Below are 22,856 nucleotides of genomic sequence, written 5' to 3' on the forward strand. Positions count from 1 at the left end.
GACTTTCCTCGTGCTCCAAGCGGCATTTCGCTCGTCTCAACGCCGTTGTCCATTCGCCTTTCGCCTGGAGTCGTACAATGCGTTGCGTTTTGCCCCCACCATCCTGCCTCGGCCTGCTGGCTGCTTTCGCTGCCTCCCAGCCCGCCCTGGCGGCACCTTCGGTCGAGTTGGGCCAGGTGCTGATCACCGATGAGGAGCAGAACGACCTGACCGCAGCCAGCGAACGCCTGCACGAAGTGCCGGGCGCAAGCAACCTGGTGGACATGCAGCGTGTAGGGCAAGGCCGGGTTGCCAGCAACCAGGATGTACTGGCCTACCAGCCCGGGGTGTTCGCGCAATCGGCGGGCAACGATGGCATCAAACTGTCGATCCGCGGTTCGGGCATCAACCGCGCACCGGGGGCCCACGGTTCCGGGGTGTACACGATGTTCGACGGCCTGCCCCTGACCGGCCCGGGCGGTACGCCCTACGAGCTGTTCGAGCCGCTGTGGCTGAGCCGTGCCGAAGTGCTGCGCGGCGCCAACGGCTTCGACCAGGGTTCCCTCGCCCTGGGCGGTGCGATCAACTACATCACCCACACCGGCTACGACGCCGCGCCGCTGCAGGTGCGCTACGAAGTCGGCAGCCGCGGCTACCAGCATCGGCACATCAGCTCGGGGCAGGTGCTGGGCAACCTCGACTACTACGTGGCCCTGACCGATTCGGAATATGACGGCTACCAGGCGCACAGCAGCGGCAGTGCCAAGGGTGTGGCGGCCAATGTCGGCTACCGCTTCAACCCGAACCTGGAAACCCGCTTCTACCTGCGCTACCGGGAAACCGAGAACGAGTTGGCCGGGCGCCTGACCAAGGAGCAGATCAAGCATCACCCACGCGCGGCCAACCCGGCCTACCTGGCCCGCGACGACAGCCGCCCGCAACCGGGCAGCACCTGGGTGGGCAACAAGACCACCTTCTACCTCGATGACGATGCGCGCCTGGAGGCCGGCCTGGTCTACCACGACTACCCGATGGACCTGCGCGAAGGCCCGATGCGCCTGAAGGTGGCCTATACCGATGTGAGCGGCACCTTGAACTACTTCCGCCGCGACACCCTGTTCGGCCACGAGAGCAAGACCACCGTCGGCTGGCGCACCACCAAGCACCTGCCCAACAGCGGTGCTTCACAGTTCACCCGCAATGGCGACGTGTTCGGTGAGCGCACCCGTGACTTCAGCTACCAGGGTTCGGACACCGTGCTGCATGTGGGCAATGACCTCGAGCTGGTACCGAACCTGTGGCTGACCACTGGCCTGGCGATGATCTATACCCGCCGTGAAAGTGATGTCACCTACCCCGCCGAGGGCGGCAAGGTGAGCATGCATGACTGGGACTACGCGCCACGCCTGGGGTTGCGCTATGACATCAGCCCGGACTTGCAGGTGTACGGCAACCTGAGCCGCTCGGTCGAACCACCCCATCCCTGGGCCCTGATCTGGAGTGCGCCCACAGCCAACCAACCGATCGAGATGCAAAACCAGACGGCCACCACACTGGAAATGGGTGCACGCGGCGAATCGGCATTGGGGCATTGGGACCTGGCGTGGTACTACTCGCAGGTTCGCCATGAATTGCTGGCGGTTGAGATCGTGCAAGGCGCTCCGGCCAAGGAATTCAACGCCAGCGCCACCGTGCATCAAGGCGTGGAAGCCGGCCTCGACAGTACCCTGTGGGAACGCGCCGGTACTGGCAGGCTGAGTTTGCGCCAGGCCTACACCTTCAGTGACTTCCACTACCGCGATGACGACAAGTTCGGCGATAACCGCCTGCCGGGCATCCCCATGCACTACTACCAGGCCGAGTTGCGCTATGACTGGCCGAGCGGTTTCTACGCCGGGGTGAACACGCAGATGGCGTCGAAGGTGCAGGTGGACTACGCCAACAGTTACCACGCCGATGAATATGCCTTGCTCGGCGCACGCCTGGGCTGGGATTCACCGAAGCAGGACTGGCAGACCTGGCTGGACCTGCGCAACCTGACCAACAAGCGCTATGCGGCGACGGTGACACCTGGCTACAACGATGCTGGAAAGGATGAGGCCCGTTCGACGCCGGGCGAAGGCTTTGCCGTGTATGCCGGTGTTTCCTACAGCTTCCGCTAATCCGCTGGGGCCGCTGTGCGGCCCATCACCGGCAAGCCAGCTCCCACACCGACCGCATCGTTCTCAAGCCATGTGAATTTCCTGAAGAAGCAAATCTCCAAAGCCAACGCGGTCGGTGTGGGAGCTGGCTTGCCGGCGATGGGCTGCGCAGCAGCCCCTTTGAAAGCTGACACCGAATGAACAGGCCTCAAACCACCCTGTTCAACTTCACCCAGGAAGCAAACTTGTCGATAAACGCCTGCAAGAACGGCCGGGTCTTGTCATTGAGCTTGCCCGAATCCTCGAACAGGCTAGCCGCGCCGCCAATGTAGGCCTCGGGCATCTGCATGCACGGCATGTCCAGAAACACCAGCGACTGGCGCACGGCATGGTTGGCGCCAAAGCCACCAATGGCCCCCGGCGACACACTGACCACCGCCGCCGGCTTGCCACTCCAGGCGCTTTGCCCGTAGGGCCGCGAACCCACATCGATGGCATTCTTCAGGCCGCCAGGTACCGAGCGGTTGTACTCCGGGGTGACGAACAGCACCGCATCACTGCGGCGGATCTCGTCGCGAAAACGCTTCCACGCTTCCGGCGGTGCTTCGGCCTCGACATCCTCGTTGTACAACGGCAGATCACCAATCTCCACGATCTTCAGGGCAAGGCTGGACGGCGCCAGCTCCGAGAGTGCGCGGGCGACCTTGCGGTTGTAGGAGTCCTTGCGCAAGCTACCGACGACCACCGCTACCGAATACACCTGGCTCATGGCAATTTCCAACCTCTGCTGGGTAAAGGGACGTTGTAGTTATAGATGACCGTTCCTCGGCGCCTTGGTTTTTTTTCCACGGGGCGAAAACTTCCGACGCTGTTACACGGTCTATGCCTGCAGACATTTCCCACGCAATTCAGAGGTTTCCACCCAAATGGCAGCAGTAATGGTCGGCCAATTCCACGCCCGTGACGCCGAAGGCCGCATCTACCCCGTGCACGAGTTCCAGGAGTCGACCCTGCAAACCGACGGCAGCACGCTGGGCGCGCCCATCACCACCTATCGCCTGGCCATCGGCGACAAGGTCAACCATCTGGGTGAAAACCGCTTCGAACTGGCGCGCAGCGGCGTCGAGATCATTCGCATTCCTTGATGCAGTCCACCGTGTAGCGGCCGCTTTCATTCTGCAGGCCGTGCACGTCGGCGACGAAACCTGGGAAGCCCTGGTTGAACGCCCGGGCGAAGGCCAGGTAATCGACTATCGAGCGGGTCGCCTCGGTAAACCGCTCCCCCGGCATGATCAATGGAATACCAGGCGGGTACGGCACCAGCATCACCGCTGCCACCCGCCCCAGCAGCGCCTCGATCGGCACCGCCTCCACCTCACCGCGCACCATCTGGTCATAGGCCCGGGCCGGGCTCACGGCTACCTCCGGCAAGCGCGTGAACAACCGTTTCAGTTGCTTGGCCGTGGCATTGGCGCGGTAGCAGCCATGCAACTGGTCGCACAGGTCGCGCAGGCCCATGCCCTGATAGCGTGAGGCATCGGCAGCCACCACGCTCGGCAGGCAGTTGCTCAGGGCGGTATTGCCGTCATAGTGGCGCTTGAATTCCAGCAACTCGGTGAGCAAGGTGCTCCACTTGCCCTTGGTGATGCCCATGGAGAACAGCACCAGAAAGCTGTACAGGCCGGTTTTCTCCACCACCAGCCCCCGCTCCCAGAGAAACTTGCTGACCACTGCCGCCGGGATACCATGCTCGCCCAGTGCACCGCCCGCGCTCAGGCCCGGCATCACCAGGGTCACCTTCAGCGGGTCGAGCAGCACATAGTCGTCCGCCACTTCGCCAAAGCCGTGCCACTCCGCCCCCGGCTGCAGCAGCCAGTCCTGCGCGGCCAGGCGGTGGATGCCTTCGGCGCTCGGCGGCTGCCAGATGCTGAACCACCAGTCGTCGGCGGCGATGTGCTCGCGCAGGTTGGCCAGGGCACGGCGAAAGCTCAGCGCCTCGTCGAACATTTCTTGCAGCAGCGAACGCCCGGCCGGCCCTTCCATCATGGTCGAGGCCACGTCCAGCGAAGCGAGGATGCTGTACTGCGGCGAGGTCGAGATGTGCATCATGAACGCTTCGTTGAAGCGGTCACGGTCCAGCTGGCGCCTGGCCCCGTCCTGCACATGAATCATCGAGGCCTGGCTGAACGCGGCCAGCAGCTTGTGGGTGGAATGGGTGCTGAACACCAGCGGGCTGTCTGCCGCGCAGGCCGTGCCCATGGCATAGCGCCCGGTGAAGAACTCGTGGAATGCCGCATAGGCGAACCAGGCCTCGTCGAAGTGCAGCACCTCGACACTGGCGCCCAGGGTCTGCTTGATCAAGCCGGCGTGGTAGCACAGGCCGTCGTAGGTGGAGTTGGTCACCACCGCCAGCTTGATGCGCTGCCCGCGATCGCGAGCAAGAGGGTTGGCCTGGATCTTCGCCTGGATCGCCTCGGGGCTGAACTCGCTGAGCGGGATCGGGCCGATGATCCCGAGTTCGTTGCGCTCGGGGCACAGATAGAGGGGAATGGCACCGGTCATGATGATCGCATGCACCACCGACTTGTGGCAGTTGCGGTCCACCAGCACCAGGTCGTCGCGGCCGACCATGGCGTGCCAGACGATCTTGTTGGCCGTGGAGGTGCCGTTGATGACGAAAAAGGTGTGGTCGGCGCCAAAGTTGCGCGCAGCCCTGGCTTCGGCTTCGGCCAAGGGGCCGGTGTGATCGAGCAGCGAGCCCAGCTCCGGCACGGAAACGGACAGGTCCGAGCGTAGGGTGTTTTCCCCGAAGAACTGGTGAAAGGCCTGGCCCACTGGGCTTTTGCGATAGGCCACGCCGCCGCCGTGGCCCGGGGTGTGCCAGGAATAATTGGACTGCGCGGTGTGCTGCACCAGGGCCTTGAAGAACGGCGGCAGCAGGCCGTCCAGGTAGATATGTGCGGCACGCGCCACCTGGCGCGCAAGAAACGGCACGGTGTCTTCGAACAGGTAGAGGATGCCCCGCAACTGGTTGAGCTCGCTCATGGCTTCGGCGGGGGCGTTTTCCAGGGTCACCTGTTCGCCCAAGGCGAAAATCGGCAGGTTGGGGGCGCGCAGCCGGGCCAGGCGGATCAGCTCGGCCATGTTCTGCAGCAGGTGGGTATTCTCGCCGACCCCCTCGGCGGCAATCAGCATGCAGGCCAGGCCATGGTGGGTGGCAGCGACCAGGCAGGCCTCGGCATGGTCGGCGGCGGCGAGGATGGCAAAGCCGTCCTGGCGCAGCTCCTCGGCGATGCCCCGCACACGCTCGCCAGCGACGCTGTCAACCTTGATGGCGCGGTGCACGATGAGGATGGGGAACTTGAGGTCCTTGTACATCAGGTGGCTACCTCCGAAGGACATGGCGTCCATTTCAGGGTAGTAGAACCTGTGTGGTCAGGACCGGTATCGCCTTCAAGACATGCGCAGGATCTGTAGGAGCAGCCTTGTGCTGCGAAGAGGCCATTTCTGCTGAAGAAGATCTGTTGCCCTACCGGCCTCTTCGCAGCACAAGGCTGCTCCTACAGGTACATCACCGGCTTCGGAACTTGTGATGAACCTGTGGGAGCGGGTTCACCCGCGAAAGGGCCGGAGCAAGCGAAAGATCAGCCAGCAGGTGTCTCGGTCAGAGACTGCCACATGGATGGCCCACCCGCCGACTTGGCAATGGCTGCCAGGCGCTCGGCATGCGCCTCCAACTCCTCGGCACTGGCCATGATCACCCGCCCGGGCACACGCCCGGTAATACGGCGAATCTCGCTGCCACCAGCACCCGTCCCTTCATCCCCGGCTTCTGCCCCATGCGCGGCCAGCGACAGGCTGGTCTGGCCACCGGTCATTGCCAGGTAGACGTCAGCCAGCAATTCCGAGTCGAGCAATGCGCCGTGCAGCTCACGGCCCGAATTGTCGATATCGTAGCGTTTGCACAGCGCATCCAGGCTGTTGCGCTGCCCCGGGTGGCGCGCGCGCGCCAGCAGCAGGGTGTCGAGGATGGTGCAGTGCTGCGAAATGTCCGCGCGGTCCTGCTGGCCCAGCAAGGCAAATTCGTTGTTGATGAAGCCAACGTCGAACGCCGCGTTGTGGATGACCAGCGTGGCGCCCTGGATGAACTCGAAGAACTCCTCTGCGACATCGCCAAAGCGTGGCTTGCCGACCAGGAAGGCATCGGTGATGCCGTGGACGTTGATGGCGCCCTCGTCACTCTCGCGGTCTGGCTGCAGGTAGACGTGGAAGTGCCGCCCGGTCAGGCGCCGGCCGATGACCTCGACACAGCCGATCTCGATGATCCGGTGGCCTTCGCTGACCGGCATACCCGTGGTTTCGGTATCGAGAATGACGAACCGTTTATCTTGCTGCTGCTCCACGCGGGGCGCTCCAACTTGCATCAGTTACAAAGGCCGGAATTGTACCCCAGCTCAACGCTTGGCGCGCACTTCATCGACCCCACGGTTGGCCAGCTGGTCGGCGCGTTCGTTGCCGGGGTGGCCGATATGCCCGCGCACCCACTTCCAGGTCACCTTGTGGCGGTTGACCTGCTCATCCAGCTGCTGCCACAGGTCGGCGTTCTTCACCGGCTCCTTGGCCGCGGTTTTCCAGCCGCGCTTCTTCCAGTTGGTCATCCATTCGTTGATGCCCTTCATCACGTACTGCGAGTCGGTGGTCAGCACCACTTCGCATTCGCGCTTCAGCGCCATCAAGCCCTGGATCGCGGCCATCAGTTCCATGCGGTTGTTGGTGGTTTCGCGTTCGCCGCCCCACAGTTCCTTCTCGACGCCCTTGTAGATCATAAGGACGCCCCAGCCGCCAGGGCCAGGGTTGCCCTTGCAGGCACCATCGGTAAACATCTCGACGCTTTCGCTCATGTACCACTCATGTTCAGTGCTTTTCAGTATCCGGGTTGGCCGCCGTGCGGTTGACCTTGGCCAGGGGCAGCGGCAGCAGCTTGCCCATCGGTTCGCGACGCTCCTGGCGCAACGGCCGCAGGCCCACCACCATCTTGCGCGCTACCAGCAGGTACACCCCGCCACCGGAGCTCTGCCAGCCGCCGGCCACCCGTTCCCAGCCCGCCAGGCGTTGCTGCCAGGCCGGTGAGGCAAGCGGCGGACGATAGCACCCGAAGCGGCGTTTCTCCAGCGCGAAGCCCAGCAGGTTGAGCCAGTCGCCCACCCGTGACGGCGAGATGCAACGGGCCTTGCGCAGGGCGCCGTGGCTGAAGAAATGGCGCATGCCCCAGCTGCTCCAGGGGTTGATCCCGACGATCAGCAGGTGCCCGCCAGGGCGCACGGCGCTGGCCGCCTCACGCAGCAAGCCGTGGGGCGAAAGGCAGAAATCCAGGCCATGCTGCAGCACCACCACGTCGGCGGCGTGCTCGCTCAGCGGCCAGGCCTGCTCCTCGCAGACAATCTCCACCCCCGGCAGCGGCGCACCGAGGCGCACGTTGCGCTGCACCTGGGGCGCGCTGGGCGGTGGTTCGGCGCAGGGCCCGTAGTGCACAAGGTACCCCCCGAAGAAGCGCCCGAGCTCTTCTTCCAGCAGTTTTTCCTCCTCCCTGAGCATCAGTTGGCCGAGTGGGCCGTTGAACCACTCACGGGCCAGGCTGATCAGCTTGACCCAGTCCGGGTCGGCCTGGGCAAAGGCTTGGTCGGTCATTGCGCTCTCCCTCGAAGGTTCTCGCACCGCGCCATCGCGGATAAGATGCCTTCATGTGCCACGCTAGGCGAATCGGATCCGCACCATGATACAGATCGATGCTCTCCCCGCTTTCTCCGACAACTACATCTGGTTGTTACAGGATACTGCCAAACGCCGCTGCGCGGTGGTCGATCCGGGTGACGCCGGCCCAGTGGAACGCTGGCTGTCGGCCAACACCGGCTGGGTGCTGAGTGACATCCTGGTCACCCACCACCACAACGACCACGTCGGCGGCGTGGAAAGGCTCAAGCAGCTGACCGGCGCCCGGGTCTGCGGCCCGGCCCAGGAACGCATCCCCTGCCGTGACCTGGCGCTGGACGAAGGTGACCAGGTGACCGTGCTGGGCGTGACCTTCCAGGTGCTGGCCGTGCCCGGCCATACGCTGGGGCATATCGCCTTGTTCAGCGACCAGCCGGCGACGCCGGTGCTGTTCAGTGGCGACACGCTGTTCGCCGCCGGTTGCGGGCGCATGTTCGAAGGCACTCCCGAACAGATGCAGCCAGCCCTCGCCCGCCTGGCAGCCCTGCCAGAGCAGACCGAGGTGTACTGCGCCCACGAATACACCCTGAGCAACCTGCGTTTCGCCAAGGCGGTGGAACCCGAGAACCCGCACGTTCAGCAGCGGTTCGAGGACGTTACCCGTTTGCGTGCCGAAAATCGCATCACATTGCCATCAACGATCGGTCTGGAGCGCCTGACCAACCCCTTTCTGCGCACCTCTGAAACATTAGTTAAACAAAAAGCAGACGAATGGAAGGGACATTCAAACCCCTCGCATGTCGCTGTTTTTGCTGCCTTGAGGTCTTGGAAGGACACCTTCTGATAACCTCAAGATATATCGCAAGCGATGGTCAAAGGTTGACCAGGCCCGGAGCGGTTCCTAGAATCGCCGAAATTTTTCGCCCGGAAACCTGTGTCAGCCGATGTCTTCACGTAGCCGCAGAACCTCTCATTCCGTCGCCCTGACGCGCCTGGCCCAAATCAGTGCGCTGGCCCTGGCCGCCACCTTGGTGGGCTGCCAGAGCACCCGTCAGCTCGACGAATCCGATAGCGTTCGCGCGCACAACTACCAGGCGCGGATCAAGCACAAGCCTTCACCGCTGCTGGTAAAGCCGGCCGAACAGGCACCACAGGACGTGTGGGAACGCATGCGCCAGGGCTTCGCCCTGCAGGACAACATCGACGTCAACCCGCGCATCGAGCAGCAGCGCCTGTGGTTCGCCAGCAATCCAAGCTTCATCGAAAGCGCCGGTGAGCGTGGCAGCCTCTACCTGCACTACATCGTCGAGCGCCTCGAAGAACGCGACATGCCGCTGGAGCTGGCCCTGCTGCCAGCCATCGAAAGCGCCTACAACCCGATGGCCTACTCGCGCGCCCATGCCGCGGGCATGTGGCAGTTCATTCCGTCCACCGGTCGTCACTTCAACCTGCGCCAGACCAACTTCTACGATGGCCGTCGCGACGTGACCGCCTCGACCAACGCCGCACTGGACTACCTCAGCCGCCTGCACGACATGTTCAACGGCGACTGGTTGCTGGCCCTGGCTGCCTACAACGCCGGCGAAGGCACGGTCAGCCGAGCCATCGAGCGCAACGAGCGGCTCGGCCTGCCCACCGACTACTGGAACCTGCCGCTGCCGCAGGAAACCCGCGACTACGTGCCCAAGCTGCTGGCCCTGTCGCAGGTGGTACTCACGCCGCAAGCCTATGGCGTGAACCTGAACCCGATCGCCAACGAACCCTACTTCGAGGCGGTGGCCATCAACGACCGCCTGGACCTGTCGCGGGTAGCGGCCTTCGCCAACATCGACGAAGACGAGCTGATCCAGCTCAACCCGGCATTCAAGAAGCGCATGACCGTGGACGGCCCGCAGCAGCTGCTGGTACCCACTGCCAAGGCGCAGCTGCTGAGCGACAGCCTGTCCAACCTCAAACCCGAGCAGCTGGTCAGCCTGCAGCCGAACAAGGCCGTGTTCGCCCGCGCCGTGGCCGAAGCCAAGGCCCCAGTGGCGGCGCGCAGCTACCGGGTCAAGCGCGGCGACAACCTGGGCGCCATCGCCAAGGCCAACCGCGTTTCGGTCAAGGACATCAAGCGCTGGAACCGTCTCTCCGGCAACAACGTGCGCGCTGGCCAGGTCCTGGCCCTGCGCGGTGGCAGCGCGCCGAGCGCTGCTGGCAATCGGGTAGCCGCCTCCGGGCAGCGCTCCACGCAGTACAAGGTACGCAAAGGCGATTCGCTGTACCTGGTGGCCAAGCGCTTCAACGTGGAAATGAAACACCTCAAGCGCTGGAACCCGCGCAGCGGCCATGCCCTGAAGCCAGGCCAGACCCTGACCGTCTACCTCTCGCATTGATGTAGTTGCAGGGGCTGCTTTGCAGCCCATTCGCGGGCACGCCCGCTCCCACAGGTTTTTCACCGCCATCAAGGCCGGTGTTGTACCTGTGGGAGCGGGCGTGCCCGCGAATGGGCCTGAGAAATACCCACTGGAAAACCCCTGCCCCCTCTCTTTTTCCAACCCCACCAAGCTGTTACTGTACCCCGATCAAAGCCCAACGCCTCTGGATCGGATGCCGACTTGATACGTCCCCTCCTGCTGTCTCTCAGCCTGGCCTTGAGCTTTCCCGCAGCCGCGATGGTGAGCGAAAGCCACGGATACGCGCAGTTCGGCACGCTCAAGTACCCAGCCACATTCACCCATTTCGACTGGGTCAACCCGCAAGCGCCCAAGGGCGGCACCTTGCGGGCGATGGCTTTTGGAACCTTCGACACCCTCAACCCCTACACCTTCAAGGGGTCGAGCCCGATTACCACGCCCAATTTCCAGCAGTACGGCATCAGCGAGCTGAACGAGCCGCTGATGGTCGGCACCGGCCAGTACGACCCGTCCGGCGACGAACCGACCTCCAGCTACGGCCTGATCGCCCGCTCGGTGGAGTACAGCGAGGACCGCAGCTGGGTGGTGTTCAACCTGCGCCCGGAGGCCCGCTGGCATGACGGCAAGCCGATCACCTCGGCAGACGTGGCCTTCTCCTACCGCACGCTGCTCAAGGATGGCCACCCGATCTACCGCACCAACCTGCAGGAAGTGCAGCGGGTGGACATTCTCGGCCCGCTGCGCATCCGCTTCGTGTTCAAGCGCGCCGGCAACCCGCTGCTGATCCTGCGCCTGGGCGAAATGCCGGTGCTGCCCAAGCACTATTGGCAAAAGCGTGACTTCAAGGCCACCACCTTCGAGCCTCCACTGGGCAGCGGCCCTTACCGCATCACCCAGGTCCAGCCTGGGCGCCGGCTGGTGTTCGAACGGGTGAAGAACTACTGGGGCAAGGACCTGGCGGTGAACCGTGGCAAGTACAACTTCAACCGCGTGGAATACGAGTTCTACCGCGACGCCACGGTCGCCTTCGAGGCGTTCAAGGCCGGCGAGTTCGACATCTATATCGAGCACCAGGCGAAGAACTGGGCCAACGGCTACAACTTCCCGGCCGTGCGCCGGGGCGAGGTGATCAAGGCGCAGATCCCGCACCGCATCCCCACGCAAACCCAGGGCCTGTTCATGAACAGCCGCCGGGCCACCTTCAGCGACCCACGGGTACGCCAGGCACTGGGGCTGATGCTCGACTTCGAGTGGACCAACCGCGCGCTGTTCAGCGGCGCCTACCGCCGCTCGACCAGCTACTACCCAAACAGCGAATTCGCCGCCACCGGCCTGCCCACCGGCAAGGAATGGCTGTTGCTGGCACCGTTTCGTGACCAGTTGCCGGCCAGCCTGTTCAGCGAACCCTACAAGGTCAGCCATACCGATGGCCGTGGCATCAACCGCCAGACCCTGCGCCAGGCCCTCGGCCTGCTCGCCGAGGCCGGCTGGAAGCTGAACGGCCAGCGCCTGGTCGACAGCAAGGGCCAGCAGCTGCGCATGGAACTGCTGCTGGTAAACCCCAACCTTGAACGCATCCTGCAACCTTATGTCGAAAACCTGGCCAGCATCGGCATCGATGCGCGCTTGCGTACCGTGGACCGCGCCCAGTACAAACAACGCCTGGACCAGTTCGATTTCGACATGATTCTGATGACCCTGAACCAGACCCTGAGCCCGGGCCTCGAACAGTGGCTGTACTTCCACTCCAGCCAGGCCACCACCAAGGGCAGCAAGAACTATGCTGGGGTCAAGGACCCGGTGGTCGACCATCTGCTCGACACCCTGCTGGCCGCCCGCACCCGCGATGACCAGGTCGCCGCCGCCCGCGCCCTGGACCGCGTGCTCTCATGGCAGTACTACATGATCCCCAACTGGTACCTCGACAATCATCGCCTGGCCTACCGCAACCGGTTCGCCTTCGTCACCACACCGCCCTACACCCTTGGGCTGAACAGCTGGTGGATCAAGACTTCGGAGAAAGCCCAATGACGCCAACGCACCGACTGCGCCGGTTGGCCGGCAGCCTGTTGCTTGCCTGCCTGAGCCTTCCCGCCCTGGCCGCACCGCAACACGCGCTCACTCTGTACGACGAGCCCCCAAAATACCCCGCCGACTTCAAGCACTTTGCCTACGTCAACCCTGACGCACCCAAGGGTGGCACCTTCCGCCAGTCCAGCTTCGGCGGTTTCGACAGCCTCAACCCGTTCATCAACAAGGGCGTGCCGGCCGAGAACATCGGCAGCATCTACGACACCCTGATGCGCCAGAGCCAGGACGAGCCGTTCACCGAGTACGGCCTGGTGGCCGGCAAGATCGAAAAAGCCCCGGACAACAGCTGGGTGCGCTTCTACCTGCGCCCCGAGGCACGCTTCCACGACGGCCACCCGATGCGCGCCGAAGACGTGGTGTTCACCTTCAATGCCCTGATCAAGGACGGCGCGCCGCTGTACCGCCAGTACTATGCCGACGTCGCTGAAGTGGTCGCCGAAGACCCGCTGACGGTGCTGTTCACCTTCAAGCACAAGAACAACCGCGAGCTGCCGCTGATTCTCGGCCAGCTGCCGGTACTGCCCAAGCACTGGTACGAAAGCCGCGAGTTCAACCGCGGCAACCTGGAAATCCCGCTGGGCAGCGGCCCGTACAAGGTTGCCGAGGTCAAGGCCGGGCGCTCGGTGCGCTACGAGCGGGTCAAGGACTACTGGGCCAAGGACCTGCCGATCAACCGCGGCTTCTACAACTTCGACGTGATGACCTTCGACTCCTACCGCGACACCACTGTCGCCCTGGAAGCACTCAAGGCTGGTGCGTTCGACTATGCGCTGGAAGTCAGCGCGAAGAACTGGGCCACCGCCTACAACGTACCCGCCGTGCGCGATGGCCGCCTGATCAAGGAAGAATTGCCCAACGGCAACCCCACGGGCATGCAGGGCTTCATCTTCAACATCCGCCGCCCGGTGTTCCAGGACGTGCGCGTGCGCCAGGCGCTGAGCCTGCTGCTGGACTACGAGTGGACCAACAAGCAGCTGTTCAACGGCGCCTACACCCGCACCGGCAGCTACTTCGAAAACTCGGAAATGGCCGCCCGCGGCCTGCCCAGTCCCAGCGAACTGAAAATCCTCGAACCGCTACGTGGCAAGGTCCCCGAGCAGGTATTCAGCGAAGCCTTCCGCAACCCGGTCAGCGACGGCAGCGGCATGATCCGCGAACAGCAGCGCCAGGCCTACAAGCTGCTGCAGGAAGCCGGCTGGAAAATCGTCGACGACAAGATGGTCGACGCTCAGGGCAAGCCGGTGAGCATCGAGTTCCTGCTGGCACAGACCGAGTTCGAACGCATCCTGCTGCCGTTCAAGCGCAACCTCGCCGACCTTGGCATCGACCTGAACATCCGCCGGGTCGACGTGTCCCAGTACATCACCCGCCTGCGCTCGCGCGACTACGACATGATCGTCGGTGGCTACCCGCAGTCCAACTCGCCGGGTAACGAGCAGCGCGAGTTCTGGTCCAGTGCCGCCGCCGACAACCCCGGCAGCCGCAACTTCATCGGCTTGCGCGACCCTGCCATCGACCAACTGGTGGAACAGCTGATCAATGCCGATTCGCGGCAGAGCCTGATCGACCACTGCCGGGCCCTCGACCGCGTGCTGCTGTGGGGCTACTACGTGATCCCCAACTGGCACATCAAGACCTGGCGCGTGGCCTACTGGAACCACATCGGCCACCCGGACGTCTCGCCCAAGTACGACATCGGCATCGACACCTGGTGGATCAAGCCCGGCGTAACCCCGGCCGTCAGCGAAACCACTGCGGACGAGGCCGAATAACATGCTGGCCTACATCCTGCGCCGCCTGCTGCTGATCATCCCGACCCTGTTCGGCATCCTGATCATCAACTTCATCATCGTCCAGGCCGCCCCCGGCGGCCCGGTCGAGCAGATGATCGCCAAGCTCGAAGGTTTCGAAGGCGCCACCAGCCGCATTGCCGGTGGCGGTGCCGAAGTGTCCGTGGCCGGCTCCAACTACCGGGGCGCCCAGGGCCTGGACCCGGCACTGATCGCCGAGATCGAACGCATGTACGGCTTCGACAAGTCGCCGCCCGAGCGCCTGTGGATCATGATCAAGAACTACGCCCGGCTGGACTTCGGCGACAGCTTCTTCCGCGATGCCAAGGTCATCGACCTGATCATCGAGAAGATGCCTGTGTCAATTTCGCTGGGGCTGTGGAGCACGCTGATCATGTACCTGGTGTCGATCCCGCTGGGCATCGCCAAGGCCGTGCGCCACGGCAGCCATTTCGACGTGTGGACCAGTTCGGCGATCATCGTCGGCTATGCCATCCCGGCGTTCCTGTTCGCCATCCTGCTGATCGTGCTGTTCGCCGGCGGCAGCTACTTCGACTGGTTCCCGCTGCGCGGCCTCACCTCCAACAACTTCGACGAGCTGAGCACCACCGGCAAGGTGCTGGACTACTTCTGGCACCTGGTGCTGCCGATCACCGCGCTGGTCATCGGCAACTTCGCCACCATGACCTTGCTGACCAAGAACAGCTTCCTCGACGAGATCAACAAGCAATACGTGGTCACCGCCAAGGCCAAGGGCCTGAGCCGACCACGGGTGCTCTACGGCCATGTGTTCCGTAACGCCATGCTGCTGGTGATTGCCGGTTTTCCTTCGGCGTTCATCGGCATCTTCTTCACTGGTTCCTTGCTGATCGAAGTGATCTTCAGCCTCGACGGCCTCGGCCTGATGAGTTTCGAAGCGGCCATCAACCGTGACTACCCGGTGGTCTTCGGCACCCTGTTCATCTTCACCCTGCTGGGTCTGGTGGTGAAACTGATCGGCGACCTGACCTACACCCTGGTCGATCCACGCATCGACTTCGCCAGCCGGGAGCACTGACATGGCCTTGTCCCCCCTCAACCGCCGGCGCTTCGAGCGCTTCAAGGCCAACCGCCGTGGCTGGTGGTCGCTGTGGCTGTTCCTGATCCTGTTCGGTCTGAGCCTGGGCGCCGAACTGATCGCCAACGACAAGCCGATTGCCGTGCGCTACGACGGCGAATGGTACTTCCCTGCATTCAAGCGCTACCCGGAAACCACCTTCGGCGGCGAATTCCCGCTGGAAGCCAACTACAAGAGCCCGTACATCCGCGAACTGCTGGAGAAGAAAGACAGCTTCGTGCTGTGGGCACCGATCCCGTTCAGCTACCAGAGCATCAACTACGACCTGCGCGTACCCGCCCCGGCCCCACCGTCGGCGGACAACTGGCTGGGCACCGACGACCAGGGCCGCGACGTGCTGGCACGGGTGATCTACGGCTTCCGCATTTCCGTGCTGTTCGCCCTGACGCTGACCCTGCTCAGTTCCATCGTCGGCGTGATCGCCGGCGCCTTGCAGGGCTTCTATGGCGGCTGGGTCGACCTGGCCGGGCAACGTTTCCTGGAAGTCTGGTCGGGCCTGCCGGTGCTGTACCTGCTGATCATCCTCGCCAGTTTCGTGCAACCCAACTTCTGGTGGTTGCTGGGCATCATGCTGCTGTTCTCGTGGATGAGCCTGGTGGATGTGGTACGCGCCGAGTTCCTGCGCGGGCGCAACCTGGAATACGTACGCGCTGCTCGCGCGTTGGGGATGCGCAACGGCGCGATCATGTACCGGCACATCCTGCCCAACGCCATGATCTCGACCATGACCTTCATGCCGTTCATTCTCACCGGCGCCATCGGCACCCTCACCGCCTTGGACTTCCTCGGTTTCGGCCTGCCGCCGGGCGCACCGTCGCTGGGCGAGCTGGTGGCCCAGGGCAAGTCCAACCTGCAGGCCCCATGGCTGGGCATCAGCGCCTTCGCCGTGCTGGCGCTGATGCTGAGCCTGCTGGTATTCATCGGCGAATCCGCCCGCGATGCCTTCGACCCGAGGAAGTGACATGAGTGAACAGAACCTGATCGAAGTGCGCGACCTGGCGGTGGAGTTCGTCACCGGTGACCAGGCCCACCGCGTTGTGAACGGCATCAGCTTCGACATCCGCAAGGGTGAGACGCTGGCACTGGTGGGCGAGAGTGGCTCGGGCAAATCGGTTACCGCGCACTCGCTCCTGCGCCTGCTGCCCTACCCCCTGGCCCGCCACCCCAGTGGCAGCATCCGCTACGAGGGCAAGGACCTGCTGCAGCAGAACGAGAAGACCATGCAGCGCATTCGCGGCAACCGCATTGCAATGATCTTCCAGGAGCCGATGACCTCGCTGAACCCGTTGCACTGCATCGAGAAGCAGATCAACGAAATCCTCCTGCTGCACAAGGGCCTGACCGGCAAGGAGGCCACGGCGCGCACCCTCGAGCTGCTGGAGATGGTCGGCATTCCCGAGCCACGCAAGCGCCTGAAGGCCTTGCCCCATGAGCTGTCGGGCGGGCAGCGCCAGCGGGTGATGATCGCCATGGCCCTGGCCAACGAGCCGGAACTGCTGATTGCGGATGAGCCGACCACGGCGCTGGACGTGACTGTGCAGTTGAAGATTCTCGAACTGCTCAAGGAACTGCAGGCGCGTCTGGGCATGGCCCTGCTGCTGATCAGCCATGACCTGAACCTGGTGCGACGCATCGCCCACCGTGTGTGCGTGATGCAGCACGGGCAGATTGTCGAGCAGGCCGAATGCGCCAGGTTGTTCAGCGCACCGCAGCACCACTACACGCAGATGCTGATCAATGCCGAACCCAGCGGGCTGCCGGCGCACAACCCGGTGGGCGCGCCATTGCTGGAGGTGGATGACCTCAAGGTGTGGTTCCCGATCAAGAAGGGCCTGCTAAGGCGCACGGTCGACCATGTGAAGGCGGTGGACGGGATCAACTTCAGCTTGCCGCAAGGGCAGACGCTGGGGATTGTCGGCGAGTCCGGGTCGGGCAAGTCGACTTTGGGTTTGGCGATCTTGCGGCTGATCTCCAGCCAGGGCGGCATTCGCTTTCATGGGCAGGATCTGGAAGGGCTGAACCAGAAGGCCGTGCGCCCGTTGCGCCGGGAAATGCAGGTGGTGTTCCAGGACCCGTTCGGCAGCCTGAGCCCGCGCATGTGCGTGGAGGACATTGTCGGCGAAGGGTTGCGCATCCACCGCATCGGCACGGCGCAGGAACAGGAAGCGGCAATTATTGCGGCCCTGGAGGAAGTGGGGCTGGACCCACGCACGCGGCATCGCTATCCGCACGAGTTTTCCGGTGGGCAGCGCCAGCGCATTGCCATTGCCCGAGCGTTGGTATTGAAGCCGGCGCTGATCCTGCTGGATGAACCTACGTCGGCGCTGGACCGCACGGTGCAGCGGCAGGTGGTGGAGTTGCTGCGCAATCTGCAGCAGAAATACAACCTGACCTACCTGTTCATCAGCCATGACCTGGCGGTGGTCAAGGCATTGAGCCACCAGTTGATGGTGATCAAGCATGGGCATGTGGTGGAGCAAGGGGATGCACAGGCGATCTTCCATGCGCCGCAGCATCCGTATACCCGGCAGTTGCTGGAGGCGGCGTTCTTGGAAGTGGATGCGGCTAGTTAGCTTTGGGGGGCTGCTGCGCAGCCCATCGCCGGCAAGCCAGCTCCCACCCCGACCTCGCCGGCTTCAAGCCATGCGCTATCCCTGTGGGAGCTGGCTTGCCGGCGATGGGCCGCAAAGCGGCCCGCTTTCGGCGAGGTAAAAAACAGACTTATCCCCTTCCTTGTAGGCCATTCCCAATCCTCGCCGAACCCAAGACTTGCACCAAGGCTGATCAATATGTCGCCAGGGCCGGCCCTTTCGCGGGCACGCCCGCTCCCACAGAGCCACCTACAGGCTTCAAGACTTGCGCAGTACCTGTGGGAGCGGGCGTGCCCGCGAAGAGGCCGGTCCAGGCACTCGAGAATTTTCAGGGGCTTCAAAATGACTACGGAATCCACCCAATTCACTGTCGAGAAGCCGATGATGATCTGGGCTGCCCACTGCCTGAGTGCGATGGCCAAAGCGCTAATGGATCTGGCACCAGCTGGCCTAGGCTGATGCAGCTCAGAGCCGGCCCAACAACTCCTGCCGCTCGCGCCAGATCTCCTGTACAAAGGGGTCGGTCACCCCATACAGCCCATGCCCCCGACGCATGATCAGGTTAGCGGCCAGCAGTTCGTTGGCAACCGGCTGTATCTCTTCGACACGCACTTCACACCCCACAGACTTCGAATACTCGGCCGCCGCTTCGTTGGAGAACACCCCACGCGCATCGCCTTCGACCGATGCGATCCGGGCAATCTTAAAAAAGAGGTTTTGCAAGTCCTGCGCAGCCCGTAGAAAAACAGCCCTGATCTCAGGCCGATATCCAGGGCGGACGGTTTCAACAACTGCCTGGCCATGTCGGCAGCCAATTCACGGCGCGGGAAGATGTCGATCATGGCTTTATTGAAAATTATTGAATACCAAGAATTATTGGCAGCGAATAATTTAATGTAACGGTGTACAGGCAGGTCGGCTCGAAAGCCATCATCAAATTTTCTGACAACAATCGTCTTCCATCATCAGCCAGATCGGGCATAAATTCTCCACCGTCAACCCCAGCAGCAACGGTAGAGCCCCATGTCCAGCCCACACCACCAGCCCGCCTCCCCTGCCCTGACCACGCTGATCCAGCGCTCCGGCCTGCCCAGCCCTGCGCTCAGCGAAGCCCAGGCACATGCCGTGCTGCAAACGCACTACGGCATTGCCGGCAACCTCTCGGCATTGGGCAGCCAACAGGACCTGAACTTCCGAGTAGACGCTCCACAAGGCCGTTTCGTGCTCAAGGCCTGCCACGGCAGCTACGCCCAGGTGGAACTGGAGGCCCAGCACGCGGCCCTGGCCTACCTGCGCGAACAGGGCTTGCCTGTGCCCGCCGTGCGCCCGGCTAGCGATGGCCAGATGCTGCTGGCGTTGGAAATAGACGGGCAACCGTTGCGCATGCGCCTGCTCGACTACATCGAAGGCCAGCCACTGACCCGCCTCAAGCACATGGAGCCACGCCTGATGGCCGAACTCGGCGGGCTCTGCGCGCGGCTGGACAAGGCCCTGGCCACTTTCGACCACCCGGGCCTGACGCGCACCCTGCAATGGGACCCGCAACATGCCCAGGCACTGATCCAGCACCTGCTGCCCGTGCTGGGCAACGCCGAGCAACGCGCCCGTATCGAACGGGCCACCCAGCTGGCCGCCGAGCACCTGGCGCCGCTGGTCGACCAGCTGCCAAGCCAGGCCGTGCACCTGGACATCACCGACGACAACGCCGTCTGGGCCCGCGATGTCGAGCGCCAGTGGCAGTTGCAAGGGGTGATCGATTTCGGCGACCTGTTGCGCACATGGCGCATCGCCGACCTGTCGGTGACCTGCGCCGCATTGTTGCACCACGCCGAGGGCGACCCGCTGCGCATCCTGCCGGCCGTGAGTGCCTACCAGGCGCTCAACCCGCTGAGCGAAGCCGAACTGCGGGCGCTGTGGCCACTGGTGCTCAACCGCGCCGCCGTGCTGGTGCTGAGCAGCGAACAGCAACTCACCGTCGACCCCGGCAACCAGTACACCCGCGACAACATCGCCCATGAATGGGAAATCTTCGACACTGCCACCGCCGTACCTTTCGCATTGATGGAAGCGGCCATCCTGCAAGCTGCGGGCTTGCAGCCAGCCACGCCGGACCTGAGCGGCTGCGCCCTTCTGCTCCCTGAACTGGATCGGCAGGCAGTGACGCGCGTCGATCTGGGCGTGCTCAGCGTGCATTGCGAGGCGGGCAACTGGGAGCAACCGGGCTTCGACCAGCACCTGCTGACCACGCAACAGGCCCCGGCCTGCAGCCTGCACGGGCAGTATCGCCTGTCGCAAACCCATATCGATCGCCCCGAAGAGCCTGCCACCTGTGCCCTGGGCGTCGAGCTGCATGTACCCAACGGCAGCCTGGTGCAAGCGCCAGATGCCGGCACCTGGCAGCGCCATGGCGACGGCCGTGGCTGCCTGCGCAGCGCGCACTGGGCGTTGTGGCTGCAAGGCCTGGAAGACGCGCCTGCAGATGGCCAGGCCGTGGAAAAAGGCCAGTCGCTGGGCAGCAGTTGTGGCTTCCTCAGCGTGCAACTGTGCCTGGATAGCGGCATCCAGCCGCCGTTCTTCGCCACCCCATCCCAGGCAACCGCCTGGCTGGCCCTGTGCCCGTCGCCAGCTGCGTTGCTGGGCTTCGACTGCAATGCCGAGCCGCTGCCCGACCCACAGGCCCTGCTGGCCCGCCGCGACGCCAGCTTCGCCCGCTCGCAGAAGCACTACTACGCGCAACCGCCTCACATCGAACGCGGCTGGCGCAACTACCTGATCGACATGCAGGGCCGCTCTTACCTCGACATGCTCAACAACGTCGCGGTGCTGGGCCACGGCCATCCGCGCATGGTCGCCGAGTCGGCACGGCAGTGGTCGCTGCTGAACACCAACTCGCGCTTCCACTACGCGGCCATCACCGAGTTCTCCGAACGCCTGCTGGAGTTGGCACCCGAAGGCTTCGACCGGGTGTTCATGGTCAACAGCGGTACCGAAGCCAACGACCTGGCGATTCGCCTGGCCTGGGCCTACAGCGGCGGGCGCGACCTGCTCAGCGTGCTGGAGGCCTACCACGGCTGGTCGGTGGCCACCGATGCCATTTCCACTTCCATCGCCGACAACCCGCAGGCCCTGGAAACCCGCCCGGACTGGGTGCACCCGGTCGAGGCGCCGAACACCTTCCGCGGCCGCTTCCGTGGCGCCGACAGCGCCACTCACTACCTGCGCGACGTCGACGCCAAGCTGGCCGACCTCGACGCCCGTGGCCGCCAGTTGGCGGGCATCATCTGCGAACCGGTGTACGGTAATGCCGGTGGTATTTCGTTGCCGGCGGGTTACCTGCGCGACGCCTATGCCAAGGTCCGCGCCCGGGGCGGTGTGTGCATCGCCGACGAGGTACAGGTCGGCTATGGCCGCCTGGGCGAGTACTTCTGGGGCTTCGAGGAACAGGGCGTGGTGCCCGACATCATCACAATGGCCAAGGGCATGGGCAACGGCCAGCCACTGGGCGTAGTCATCACCCGTCGCGAGATCGCCGAAGCGCTGGAGGCCGAGGGCTACTTCTTCTCCTCGGCCGGCGGCAGCCCGGTCAGCTGCCGCATCGGCATGGCGGTGCTGGATGTGATGCAGGAAGAAGGCCTGTGGGACAACGCGCGCGATACCGGGCGCTATTTCAAGGCGCGCCTGCAGGCACTGGTCGACAAGCACCTACTGGCCGGCGCGGCGCATGGTTCGGGCTTCTACCTGGGGCTGGAACTGGTGCGCGACCGCGCAACGCTGGAACCGGCAACCGAGGAAACCATGGCCCTGTGCAACCGCCTGCGTGACCTGGGCATCTTCATGCAGCCGACCGGTGATTACCTGAACATCCTCAAGATCAAGCCGCCGATGTGCACCACCCGGGCGAGCGTGGACTACTTTGTCGACAGCATTGATCGGGTGCTCTCCGAAGACCTGTAAAGAATTGCGAAGCTGGCCGAGGAGTGTTCATACTTTTCGGCCACAACGCTTCCTCGTCATCAGGTTTACTGACAATGGCCTTTACCAGCGACTCCCTGGCAATCTTCCTCGCGGTGCTGGAGGCAGGCTCGTTCTCTGCCGCCGCGCGCAAGCTGGGGCGTGTGCCTTCGGCCGTGAGCATGGCCATCGCCCAGCTGGAGGCAGAGCTGGACCTGGTGCTGTTCGACCGGGCCACGCGCAAAGCCTTGCCCACCAGTGCCGCACTGGCCCTGGAGCCCCAGGCCAGGCAGGTGATCTGCCAGCTCAACCTGCTCGATGCCCAGGCCCTGCAACTGCACAAGGGGCTGGAAAAGCGCCTGACCATCGCCATGGCCCCCGAGCTGCAGACCGGCCGCTGGAGCCAGCCGCTGGAAACCCTCGCCCAGGAATTTCCCAGCCTGGAAATCGAAGTACGCTCGGCCACCCAGGCCGAAGCCATCCGCCTGCTGCATGACGGTAGCGTGCAACTGGCACTGGTCTTCGAAAGGCCTGGCATCGACGAGCGCGAGTCATTCCTGGAAGCCGGCAGCCAGTTGCTGGTGGCCGTCGCCTCCCCCCGCCATCCGGCCGGGCAGAACAGCGGCACGCCGCTGCCGGAAGAGACTTTCGCCGAACAGCGGCAGATCATTGTGGCATCGGGCAAGGCCACCGGGTCGGACCCACGCATGGTGCTGTCGCGGCGCATCTGGCTGACCGATAGCTACCTGGCCACGCTGGACCTGGTGCAATCGGGCCTTGGTTGGGCCTACCTGCCGCAGCCTTTGGTCGAGCCGTTGATTGCTTCGGGCGCGCTGGCGGAGGTGCGTTTCGACAACATGGCCAGCCGATTGCGCTTGTGGGTGGACATCATCTGGGTCAAGTCGCGCCCGTTGGGCCTGGGCGCGCGGCGTTACCTTGACGTGATGCGCCAATGCTTTGAAACAGAATCCCCGAGGTCCTGAGCGATACGACTGCCTCGTCCGACAGCGAAAAATCCTACAGCTGGTTAGGAAGCCGATAACTACCTGCAGCATTGATTCCCCGTTAGGTTTCTGCTCGCCATCAAGAAG

At 63.8% G+C, this 22,856-nt stretch carries 16 protein-coding genes and 2 pseudogenes; 12 read left to right on the forward strand and 6 right to left on the reverse strand.

Annotated features, from left to right (window positions below):
* Positions 1-77: 77 nt before the first annotated feature.
* On the forward strand, positions 78-2,141 hold the full coding sequence (locus AC2T3R_RS17675) for a TonB-dependent receptor family protein (RefSeq protein WP_486744035.1): 2,064 nt from the start codon (positions 78-80) through the stop codon (positions 2,139-2,141).
* 187 nt (positions 2,142-2,328) lie between these two features.
* Here AC2T3R_RS17675 and chrR read toward each other — a convergent pair whose 3' ends face one another.
* Positions 2,329-2,889: a class I chromate reductase ChrR gene (gene chrR / locus AC2T3R_RS17680; RefSeq protein WP_486744036.1), complete on the reverse strand. Its 561-nt coding sequence runs from the start codon at positions 2,887-2,889 to the stop codon at positions 2,329-2,331.
* Positions 2,890-3,046: 157 nt separating this feature from the next.
* Here chrR and AC2T3R_RS17685 point away from each other — a divergent pair, with 157 nt between their 5' ends.
* Positions 3,047-3,265 (forward strand): hypothetical protein, encoded by a 219-nt coding sequence (locus AC2T3R_RS17685; RefSeq protein ID WP_003261019.1) that lies wholly within the window; start codon positions 3,047-3,049, stop codon positions 3,263-3,265.
* Here the strand turns inward: AC2T3R_RS17685 and AC2T3R_RS17690 are convergent.
* The 4 genes from AC2T3R_RS17690 to AC2T3R_RS17705 form a co-directional block, all read right to left on the reverse strand.
* Positions 3,249-5,498 (reverse strand): Orn/Lys/Arg family decarboxylase, encoded by a 2,250-nt coding sequence (locus tag AC2T3R_RS17690; protein ID WP_367070331.1) that lies wholly within the window; start codon positions 5,496-5,498, stop codon positions 3,249-3,251. The two genes, AC2T3R_RS17685 and AC2T3R_RS17690, sit on opposite strands and share 17 nt — an antisense overlap.
* A 266-nt stretch (positions 5,499-5,764) precedes the next feature.
* Positions 5,765-6,523: a DNA polymerase III subunit epsilon gene (gene dnaQ / locus AC2T3R_RS17695; protein WP_410952602.1), complete on the reverse strand. Its 759-nt coding sequence runs from the start codon at positions 6,521-6,523 to the stop codon at positions 5,765-5,767.
* A 51-nt stretch (positions 6,524-6,574) separates the two neighbouring features.
* Positions 6,575-7,021 (reverse strand): ribonuclease HI, encoded by a 447-nt coding sequence (rnhA, locus tag AC2T3R_RS17700; protein WP_003261021.1) that lies wholly within the window; start codon positions 7,019-7,021, stop codon positions 6,575-6,577.
* 13 nt (positions 7,022-7,034) lie between these two features.
* A complete protein-coding gene (locus AC2T3R_RS17705; protein WP_013973399.1) occupies positions 7,035-7,808 on the reverse strand; it encodes a class I SAM-dependent methyltransferase in 774 nt (257 codons plus the stop codon).
* A gap of 85 nt (positions 7,809-7,893) precedes the next feature.
* Here AC2T3R_RS17705 and gloB point away from each other — a divergent pair, with 85 nt between their 5' ends.
* From gloB to AC2T3R_RS17745, 8 genes and pseudogenes are all read left to right on the forward strand, one after another.
* Entirely contained in the window at positions 7,894-8,673 is a 780-nt protein-coding gene (gloB, locus tag AC2T3R_RS17710) for a hydroxyacylglutathione hydrolase (protein WP_410952603.1), read from the forward strand.
* 100 nt (positions 8,674-8,773) lie between these two features.
* On the forward strand, positions 8,774-10,204 hold the full coding sequence (locus AC2T3R_RS17715) for a lytic transglycosylase domain-containing protein (protein WP_013973401.1): 1,431 nt from the start codon (positions 8,774-8,776) through the stop codon (positions 10,202-10,204).
* Positions 10,205-10,426: 222 nt separating this feature from the next.
* Entirely contained in the window at positions 10,427-12,256 is a 1,830-nt protein-coding gene (locus AC2T3R_RS17720) for an extracellular solute-binding protein (protein ID WP_024087409.1), read from the forward strand.
* Positions 12,253-14,088, forward strand: a complete 1,836-nt coding sequence (locus AC2T3R_RS17725; protein WP_410952604.1) for an extracellular solute-binding protein — start codon at positions 12,253-12,255, stop codon at positions 14,086-14,088. The genes AC2T3R_RS17720 and AC2T3R_RS17725 overlap by 4 nt, the downstream gene beginning before the upstream one ends.
* A gap of 1 nt (position 14,089) precedes the next feature.
* Entirely contained in the window at positions 14,090-15,163 is a 1,074-nt protein-coding gene (locus AC2T3R_RS17730; RefSeq protein WP_009686399.1) for a microcin C ABC transporter permease YejB, read from the forward strand.
* 1 nt (position 15,164) lies between these two features.
* A complete protein-coding gene (locus AC2T3R_RS17735) occupies positions 15,165-16,184 on the forward strand; it encodes an ABC transporter permease (RefSeq protein ID WP_013973404.1) in 1,020 nt (339 codons plus the stop codon).
* A 1-nt stretch (position 16,185) separates the two neighbouring features.
* A complete protein-coding gene (locus AC2T3R_RS17740) occupies positions 16,186-17,796 on the forward strand; it encodes an ABC transporter ATP-binding protein (protein ID WP_038409989.1) in 1,611 nt (536 codons plus the stop codon).
* Between the two features lie 384 nt (positions 17,797-18,180).
* Positions 18,181-18,273 (forward strand): annotated as a pseudogene (locus AC2T3R_RS17745) (DUF3077 domain-containing protein); the annotation flags it as partial.
* 6 nt (positions 18,274-18,279) lie between these two features.
* Here AC2T3R_RS17745 and AC2T3R_RS17750 read toward each other — a convergent pair.
* A pseudogene (locus tag AC2T3R_RS17750) lies at positions 18,280-18,510 on the reverse strand (ATP-binding protein); the annotation flags it as partial.
* Positions 18,511-18,837: 327 nt separating this feature from the next.
* Here AC2T3R_RS17750 and AC2T3R_RS17755 point away from each other — a divergent pair.
* Together AC2T3R_RS17755 and AC2T3R_RS17760 are read left to right on the forward strand one after the other, a co-directional pair.
* A complete protein-coding gene (locus AC2T3R_RS17755; RefSeq protein WP_486744037.1) occupies positions 18,838-21,768 on the forward strand; it encodes an aminotransferase in 2,931 nt (976 codons plus the stop codon).
* A 74-nt stretch (positions 21,769-21,842) separates the two neighbouring features.
* On the forward strand, positions 21,843-22,748 hold the full coding sequence (locus AC2T3R_RS17760) for a LysR family transcriptional regulator (protein WP_013973410.1): 906 nt from the start codon (positions 21,843-21,845) through the stop codon (positions 22,746-22,748).
* The last annotated feature ends 108 nt before the right edge of the window (positions 22,749-22,856 follow it).

This window comes from Pseudomonas sp. PVC-5-1, assembly GCF_057444345.1.